The 8,059-nt window shown below is 70.4% G+C and carries 10 protein-coding genes; 4 read left to right on the top strand and 6 right to left on the bottom strand.

Annotated elements, in window-relative coordinates; translation table 11 throughout:
- The first annotated feature begins 341 nt into the window (after positions 1-341).
- Entirely contained in the window at positions 342-1,616 is a 1,275-nt protein-coding gene (locus Afe05nite_RS37440; RefSeq protein WP_239118487.1) for a COG4705 family protein, read from the top strand.
- Between the two features lie 10 nt (positions 1,617-1,626).
- Here Afe05nite_RS37440 and Afe05nite_RS37435 read toward each other — a convergent pair whose 3' ends face one another.
- The 3 genes from Afe05nite_RS37435 to Afe05nite_RS37425 form a co-directional block, all read right to left on the bottom strand.
- Entirely contained in the window at positions 1,627-2,028 is a 402-nt protein-coding gene (locus Afe05nite_RS37435; protein ID WP_203822049.1) for an ABC transporter permease, read from the bottom strand.
- Complete coding sequence (locus tag Afe05nite_RS37430; protein WP_203822048.1) at positions 2,025-2,372, bottom strand: hypothetical protein; 348 nt, start codon at positions 2,370-2,372, stop codon at positions 2,025-2,027. Before Afe05nite_RS37430 ends, Afe05nite_RS37435 begins: the two co-directional genes overlap by 4 nt.
- A gap of 229 nt (positions 2,373-2,601) precedes the next feature.
- Positions 2,602-3,345: an ABC transporter permease gene (locus Afe05nite_RS37425; protein WP_239118486.1), complete on the bottom strand. Its 744-nt coding sequence runs from the start codon at positions 3,343-3,345 to the stop codon at positions 2,602-2,604.
- A 77-nt stretch (positions 3,346-3,422) separates the two neighbouring features.
- On the opposite strand from Afe05nite_RS37425, the gene efeU reads away from it, so the two are divergent.
- Positions 3,423-4,286: an iron uptake transporter permease EfeU gene (efeU, locus tag Afe05nite_RS37420; protein ID WP_203822047.1), complete on the top strand. Its 864-nt coding sequence runs from the start codon at positions 3,423-3,425 to the stop codon at positions 4,284-4,286.
- Between the two features lie 6 nt (positions 4,287-4,292).
- On the opposite strand, the gene Afe05nite_RS37415 is transcribed toward efeU, so the two are convergent.
- Positions 4,293-4,952, bottom strand: coding sequence for a phosphatase PAP2 family protein (locus Afe05nite_RS37415; protein WP_203822046.1), 660 nt, complete (start codon positions 4,950-4,952; stop codon positions 4,293-4,295).
- A 67-nt stretch (positions 4,953-5,019) separates the two neighbouring features.
- On the opposite strand from Afe05nite_RS37415, the gene Afe05nite_RS37410 reads away from it, so the two are divergent.
- The gene (locus Afe05nite_RS37410; RefSeq protein WP_203822045.1) at positions 5,020-5,382 is read left to right on the top strand and encodes a BlaI/MecI/CopY family transcriptional regulator; all 363 of its coding nucleotides are present in this window, start codon (positions 5,020-5,022) and stop codon (positions 5,380-5,382) included.
- Entirely contained in the window at positions 5,379-6,260 is an 882-nt protein-coding gene (locus Afe05nite_RS37405) for a M48 family metalloprotease (protein ID WP_203822044.1), read from the top strand. Before Afe05nite_RS37410 ends, Afe05nite_RS37405 begins: the two co-directional genes overlap by 4 nt.
- A gap of 7 nt (positions 6,261-6,267) precedes the next feature.
- Here the strand turns inward: Afe05nite_RS37405 and Afe05nite_RS37400 are convergent, their stop codons facing one another.
- Together Afe05nite_RS37400 and Afe05nite_RS37395 are read right to left on the bottom strand one after the other, a co-directional pair.
- Complete coding sequence (locus Afe05nite_RS37400; protein ID WP_239118484.1) at positions 6,268-7,137, bottom strand: alkaline phosphatase family protein; 870 nt, start codon at positions 7,135-7,137, stop codon at positions 6,268-6,270.
- A gap of 87 nt (positions 7,138-7,224) precedes the next feature.
- Complete coding sequence (locus tag Afe05nite_RS37395; protein WP_203822043.1) at positions 7,225-7,854, bottom strand: DedA family protein; 630 nt, start codon at positions 7,852-7,854, stop codon at positions 7,225-7,227.
- Between the last annotated feature and the right edge of the window lie 205 nt (positions 7,855-8,059).

Below are 8,059 nucleotides of genomic sequence, written 5' to 3'. Positions count from 1 at the left end.
CTGCGCTCAAACGCAACGGCGACCTCGTCGTGCTCGGCAGCGTGTGCGTAGTCCGTCGGACCGAGAGTCGCTTCGGAGGCGCGGTGTCACGACGCCTAAAGCGTCCTAGGAATGTTCCCCGCGCTCACCGACACCGTCGTGGCTGACCGCCATCGGAAGATCCGTATGGCAGGGCAGGGTAGGCGGGCGGACCTGAAGGACGGCTGAAGCACACCGGCGGTCACATCTTCGGCGATTTGCGGCTTTGAGTCTTCAGCGTCGTCTCAGCGATCCGTGGTCATCGTGCTGATCACACCCGGCCGCACCCCGGCGGCCGACCGAGCGCTGACAGGGGAACCACGGTGTACTCCACTCTTGCGGCACCACGTACGGGTAACTGGCTGACCAAAGTCCCGGCGATCACCGCCACCTTCTGGGTGATCAAAGTGCTCTCGACGACCATCGGTGAAACCTTCGCCGACTACCTGGCCGTGAACGTGGGCCTCGGCCCCCTGGTCACCGACGCCCTGATGATCACGGTTCTCGCCGTCGCGCTCGTCATCCAGCTACGGACCCGTAAGTACACGCCGTGGATCTACTGGCTGTGCGTGGTGCTGGTCAGCATCGTCGGCACCCAGATCACCGACTTCTTCACCGACACCCTCGGCGTCAGCCTCTACCTGAGCACCGGGGTCTTCGCCGTGGTCCTGGCGGTCGTCTTCTTCCTCTGGCACCGCCAGGAGGGCACCCTGGCAATCACCTCGATCGACACCCCGCGCCGCGAGGGCTTCTACTGGGGCGCGATCCTGACGACGTTCGCGCTCGGCACCGCCGCCGGTGACCTGGCCACCGAGGCGCTCAGCCTCGGCTTCCGCAACGGCACCCTGATCTTCGGCGGGCTGATCCTGCTGACCTGGCTTGCCTTCCGGGCCGGCGCCGGGCAGGTGCTGACCTTCTGGATCGCCTACGTCCTCACCCGGCCGCTCGGTGCCTCGCTCGGCGACCTACTCACCCAGTCGAAGGACTTCGGCGGCCTGAACCTCGGCGCCAGCACCACCAGCCTGTTGTTCTTCGCCGTCATCCTTATCCTGGTCGCCCGCGAGCAGATCCTGGCCAACCGGTACGGGGTGGCGGCCAAGGGCGACGGGCCGCTCGGCGGGCGCCGGGCCGACTTCACCTGGGCCGCCGCCGGCGCCGTCCTGATCGCCGCCGTCGGCCTCGGCCTGAGCAGCACCCACGCCGCCACGACGAGCACGGACACTGTCGCCGCCGAGCCGGCCGCCACGACCGGCGCCTCGGGCGGCCCCGGTGCTCCGGCCGCGCCGGTCGCGAAGCAGCCGAAGCCCACAACCCGGCTCGGCAACCTCAGCGCCTTCGCCACCATCACCGCCGATCTGCAGGCGATGGTGGCCAAGAACGACCTGGCCGGCGGCAAGAAGCGGGCCAAGGACCTCGAGGTGAGCTGGGACGACGCCGAGGCCGGCCTCAAGCCCCGCGACTCCGGCAAATGGCACCAGCTCGACGACCAGATCGACGGCGTGCTGACCTCGCTGAGGGCCGGCAACCCGACCCAGGCCGACTGCGCGGCCAACCTCAGTACGCTCAAGGCAACGCTCGACCAGTTCGACGGCGTCTGAGCCAACGCGGTCACTCGGTGTGCAGCACCTCGCCGATCGTGAGCCGGGCCGCCGACCGGGCCGGGGCCAGCGCGCCGAGAACGGCGATGACAACCCCGGCCACGGCCAGCCCGGCGAGCTGCGGCAGGCGCCAGACGTCCTTTATCGACTCCGGGAACGCCACCACGCCGACGTTGTCGACGATCAGCCAGTGGGCGACGACGCCGACAGGGATGCCCAGCAGCCCGCCGGCCGCCCCGATGGCGGTCACGGATGCCGCCGCCAGCACGGTGATCTGTCGCGGGGTCATCCCGATGGTCTTGAGCATCCCGAGGTCCCAGCGGCGTTCCCGGGTGGTGAGCAGCACCGTGTTGAAGACGCCGAGCGCCGCGACCACGGCCAGCAGGTCGGTGAACATCGCCGACAAGGTCACGATGGTCGTGGTGGCGGCGTTCCCGGGCCCGCGCACCTCGACCTTGAGGCCGGGGACGGCGGCCGCGGCCCGGGCGTATGCCTGGGCGTCGGCGCCCGGGCCAGGGTGACGGTGAAGTCAGACACCGGGGTGCCCGGGGCCAGAACGGGCAGTATCGCCCAGGGGGCGTCGATCCACTTGCGGGCGATCCGCGCGGTCACCCGCCAGCCGGCCAGCTCCAGCGTGATCCGGTCGCCGACCGCCAGACCCCGCTGGGTCACGAACGACGGGCCGGCCACCACCTGATCCGGCCCGGCCGCCGGGTGCCGGGCGACGATCTGCCCATCGGCGGCCGAGGTCACCATCGCCAACAGACTGAGTCGGAGCCGCGCCAGGGGCGGTTGCTCGGCGGCCGCCGGTCGAGATAGGCGCCCAACCGGCAGACCTGGACGGCGCCGGCCACCAGGACCGCCTACCAGACCGCGAGCACGAGGTGACGGGTGAGCGGAGCCCCCGGAATCCGGGATGGCCCAGGCCGTGACAACCGGTGCCGGCCACCGCTGGCACTTGATGACCCGAGGAGCCGGCTGATCGTTAGTCGCGGTGCAGCACGCCCGCCGCAACCAGTTCCACGGTCACCGTGACAGCGATCGCCTCCACCGCCAACAGGGCGATCAGTACGAGCAGCTGAGTCGCGCCGGCCTGAACCGGGGTGCCGCCGCCGAGCAGCACCCCGACGAACGCCCCGGGCAGCGTCACCAGGCCGACGGTACGGGTCTGGTCCAGCGCCGGGACGAGCGCCTGTCCGGCAGTGGGCCGGCATACCTCGAGGGCCGCGTCGCGGGGCAGGAAGCCCAGGGCGAGGGCGGCCTCGTACTCGCCGTGGCGGTCGCGCAGCTCGTCGAGCGCGCGGCGGCCGGCCAGCGAGGTGGCGGTCATCGCGCCGCCGATCAGGATGCCCGCGATCGGCAGTACTGCGACGGTGGTCCACGGCATGGTGTGCGCCGCGACGATCCCCGCGCCGACCGGCAGCGCGCCGACCGCGATCGGTGCCGCCACCGGCCAGCCCCGGCGCCAGGTGGTAACCCGGCGCGCGGACGTGGCGGTAGCGACGGCGAGCATCACCGCGACGAATCCCGCGGTGGCCCACCGGCTGCGTAGGACCGCGGCGATCAGCAGCGAGACGATGCCGAGCTGCACGACCGCCCGGACCGCCGCGGTGACCACGGCCCGGCTCACTCTCAGCCGGCCGAGCAGGGTGACCGCCGCCGTGAGCACGACCAGGACGGCCAGCACCACGGCGAAGCTCGGCCCCACCGCGATGACGTTCTGCCCCACATCGCCTCCCTTGACATCTCCCACAACCTGTAGGAGCTTAGGCGAAGTTAGGCAAGCCTAAACTTCAAGGGGTCCGTGTGAGCACCGCCTTCTTCGCCAGCTATCTGATCGGGCTCCGCGACGGCCTCGAGGCCGCCTTGGTGGTCACGATCCTGCTCACCGTGGTGAGCCGATCGCAGCGCCGCGACGCCCTGGGCCCACTGTGGACCGGCGTCGGCCTGGCCGTGGTGGCCGCGGCCGGCCTGGGCGCGATCCTTACCTGGGTTGCCACGTCCCTGCTCTCCGGTGTGCGCCTGGAATGGTTCGAGGCGATCACCTCGCTGATCGCCGTCGGGCTGGTCACCTGGATGATCTTCTGGATGCGGCGCAGCGCGCGCACCATCAAGGCCGACCTGACCGGGCGGCTCGCCGACGCGCTCAGAATGGGCCCGGCCGCCATTGCTGCCCTCGCGTTCATCGCCGTGATCCGCGAAGGCGTTGAGATGGTTCTGCTGGTCTTCGCCTCCGCCCAGGCCGTCGCGCAGACCGCCGCGCCGCTGGTCGGCGTGATCTCCGGGGTGGCCTCGGCGGTCCTGCTCGGCTGGCTGATGTACGCCGCGGTGGCCAAGGTGAACCTGGGCCGGCTGTTCACCTGGACCGCCGTGCTGCTGATCCTGGTCGCCGCCGGCATCGCCAAATACGCGGTGCACGGCTTCCAGACCGCCGGAGCGCTGCCCGGTGGCACGAACATCGCGTACGACATGTCCACCACCGTCGAGCCGACTTCCTGGTACGGCACGCTGCTGGCCGCCACGGTCAACCTCACCCCCAGCGCCACGGTTCTCGAGGTCGCCGTCTGGGTGACGTACGCGGCAGGGGTGTTGGTTGTGTTCTTCCTCCCCGCCCGGCGCTCGACAGTCGTAGCGGCACCCAGCGCGGGCGACCGCCCGGAGCCGGCCTGACCGGGCTCATTTGGCCGGGCCTGAGAGCACACCACAGCCGGCGGCGACGACCGGGACGATCACCGCGACGAGAAGCCAGGCTCCGAGTACGTCGGTGGGCCAGTGCACCGTCAGCGCCACCCGGCTGACCCCGACGGCGACCGCCCAGGCACCGGCGATGCCGGCCAGGATCAAGCGGTCCCGGCGCCGGCGCAGCAGCGGCCACCCGACCAGGACCGCGATCAGCGCCGCGGCGGCCGCAGCCGTGCTGTGCCCCGACGGGAAGGACCAACCCGCGGCCGAGGTAAGCCATTCGACCGGCCGCGGACGGGCCACTGCTTTCATGATCAGTACCCGGACTCCGACGGTCACCAGGAGGGCCACGGCGACGAACGCGGCCTGCCGCCAGCGCCGCCATCGCAGCAGCACCAGGCACGCCACTGCGACCACCGGCCCGATGTACGTCGTGCTGCCCGTCCGGGTGATCGCGGACATCGCCGACCGCCAGAGCGGGTGCGCCAGCGCGAATCGGTGCGCCGAACCGCTGATCGCCGCGTCGGCACGTTCCAGCGCACCGAGGTGGTCCAGCACCGCCACGGTCAGCAGAAGGAGCACCAGGGCGGCCAGGGCGGCGACCGAGAGCGCGGTCCGGGCGGTGCGATGCTGTTCGAGCGGGCGGAGAGTCACTCACCGACGTTATCTCCTACAACCTGTAGGTTCGCTGAACGGTTACCATGGCGGCGGAGGTCTCGAGATGGGGAACGCACCGGCGGGCCGACGGGCCCGGGGCTCTTTGGAGTCCGAGGTCATGGGACTGCTCTGGGGCCGCAGCGAGCCGCTGACGGCAGCCGACGTGCAGAGCGCGATCGGCGGGGATCTCGCCTACAACACGGTGCAGACCATCCTGATCCGCCTGCACGAGAAGAACCTCGTGCACCGGCGCAAGGCCGGCCGCGGGCACGTGTACTGGCCGGTCGAGGATGCCGCCACCGCGGCTGCGAAACGCATGCGGGCCGCTCTGGCCGATCCGGTGGACCGGCACGCCGTGTTGCAGCAGTTCGCCGCTTCACTGGACGAGGACGACGCCGCAACGCTCCGCGGGCTGCTACAGCCGTGAACGTCGCGATCTACCTACCGCTGCTGCTGGCGTTGCCGCTGACGCTGACCGCCGCCCGGCTCGCGGCCCGCGGCACGCCCGGACTGATCGCCCGCGGGCTCACCGGGTCCGCTTTCGTCGCGGCGGTTTCCTCGACCTGGTCGCTGGTCCTGCTGGCACTGACCTTGCTCGACGACCTGCCGCCGCTCTCCGCCCTGGACGACCATCCGACGCTGGAGTTGCCCGAGCCGGTGCCGGGACCGGTCGCGCTGCTGGCCGCCCTGCTGCTGGCCTGGGGCGCCGTCCGGCTGGTCCGCGACATCCACCTGCGCATTACTACCCATCGCCGGCTGCGGGCCGCCGGCACCCCACAGGACGGCTTGGTGGTGGCCGACTGGTCGGCGCCGCTCGCGGTCGCGGTGCCCGGCCGCCCGGGGCACCTGCTGGTGACCAGCGGCATCCTGCGGCTGCTCGACACCGACGAACGCCGGGTGCTGTTCGCCCACGAGCACGCCCACCTGGCCCATCGCCACCACCGCCTGGTCGCCCTGACCGGGGCCGCGGCCGCGGTGAATCCGCTGCTCATCCCGGTCCGCACGACAGTCGCCTATCTGGTCGAGCGTTGGGCCGACGAGGACGCCGCCGCGGTCGTCGGCGACCGTGGGCTGACCGCGAAGGCAGTGGCCCGGGCCGCCCTGGCGACGGTCGGCCCAGGCCCGAAGGCCGCACTCGGCATGCACGGCGGCGCCGTCGTGAACCGGGTACGCGCGCTGATCGCACCGTCGCCCGCACCGAGACGCGGCCGCCTGCTCGGGCCGACCCTGCTCGCCGCCGGATGCCTGAGCGCCACCGCCGTGGCGACGGCCGAGTTCGTCGCGCTGGCCCGCGCCTGGCTCTGACCGGCGGTCACCGGCCCATCCCGACGCCTCGCATCGGGGCCGCCCCGGCGGACAGCCCGGTCGGACGCAGCCCGTACATGTCTTGCAGGGTGCGCAGCAGGCCGTAGTGGTTGGCACGGGCCACGTACCGGCTCGGCTTGATCCCGGCGCCGGCCACCACCGTCGGGATGTGGTTGCCGTCGGTCTGATTGTCCTCGTCGAAGGTGAGGACGAACAGGCTGTTGTGAGTCTTCGCCCAGGCCACGTAACGGGCGAACTCTTTGCGCAGCCAGGCGTCAGCCTCAGCTTTGGGGCAGTCGTGCATGTCGTGGCAGAGGTTCGGGATGACGAACGCCACCGTCGGCAGCTTGCGGTAGTCGCGCGGAAATGCCGTGTACGGCTGGTGTGCGCTCGCCGGGACGTTGCTGAAGTTGACCCACGGCACATGGCGGCGCACGTATCCACTGTGTGAGCAGCCGCGCCAGCCGACACGGGGCAGATCCTCGGAGTAGCCGGTGAAGCTGTACCCGGCGTCGATCAACTGCCGGCCCAGGTTAGGGCGAGCGCCGAGGTTGTGCGGGCACTTGTTGTCCCGCACGCCGTGCGTCGAGCCGGAGAACAGCGCCAGGTAGTTGGGCTGACTGGGATGCGTCTCGGCGTAGAAGCGGGTGAGGTTAGCTCCGCCTTCAGCCAGTTCGTTGACCCACGGCGCCTTGCGATGCCCGATCACCGCGTCGTACCGCTTGTTCTCCAGCACCACGATCACCACGTGGTCCGGCTTGTTCACAGCACCGAGGGCCGCCGTCGGGCGAGCTCGCATCGGATGTGCGGCCGCTGTCACGCTGCCGAGCAGCATCACCGCAGCGACAGCCGCACCCGTTCGTCCAAGCCGAGTCATGGCGCCCCCTCCGTCTGATCCGAATCTTTCCTAACTCCTACAGTTTGTAGGTTTTAGTCCGATTCGAGGACGGACACGCCGGAGCGGTCAGTGCTGGTCGACCTGCGTGCCGTGGGAGCGGCGCCGGGCCCGCAGCAGTTCGACGGCCACCGGAACGACCGAGACGACAACGATGCCGATCAGGATGAGTTCGATGTTCGAGCGGACGAAGGCCACCTGGCCCAGGAAGTATCCGAGGGTGGTGACGCCGCAGGCCCACAGCGAGCCGCCGATGATGTTGTAGATCAGGAAGGTCCGGTAGTGCATGTGGCTGGCTCCGGCCACGATCGGGGTGAAGGTCCGCACGATCGGCACGAACCGGGCAAGGACGATCGACCGGGCGCCGTAACGCTCGAAGAAGCCCCGGGCGCGGGTCAGGTTTTCCTGCTTGAACAGTTTCGAGTCCGGCCGGCGGAACAGCGCCGGGCCGAACCGGCGACCGAACAGGTAGCCGAACTGGTCGCCGAGCACGGCCGCGATCGAGATCAGCAGGCAGATCAGCCACAACGGCTGGTGCAGGTAGGTGCCGTCGGCGACCAGCAGCCCGGTGGTGAACAGCAGCGAGTCGCCGGGCAGGAAGAACCCGATCAGCAGCCCGGACTCGGCGAAGACGATCGCGAGGATACCGATCAGCCCGAACGTGGAGATCAGATGCTGCGGGTCGAGGAATGACGGCATGAAGGCATGCCTCTCAGACGGAGGGAACCCGAGGTTTGCCCGCCTCGGCGGCAACGAAACCTACAACTAGTAGGACTCGTGGTGCTGCCGTGACGGTAGTCCGGCGATCCTGAGAAATCGGTGAAAGCCGTCCGCTCTTGCGCCTCCGGCGATCCGTCAGGTCAGGCCCGCAGCCGCCGATTCTGACGTTCGACCAAGACGGGGA

The sequence above is a fragment of the Paractinoplanes ferrugineus genome, from assembly GCF_016862195.1.
GTDB lineage: Bacteria > Actinomycetota > Actinomycetes > Mycobacteriales > Micromonosporaceae > Actinoplanes > Actinoplanes ferrugineus.
The sequence above is the reverse complement of the archived record's forward strand: the minus strand, read 5'-3'. Positions and strand labels throughout refer to the sequence as shown.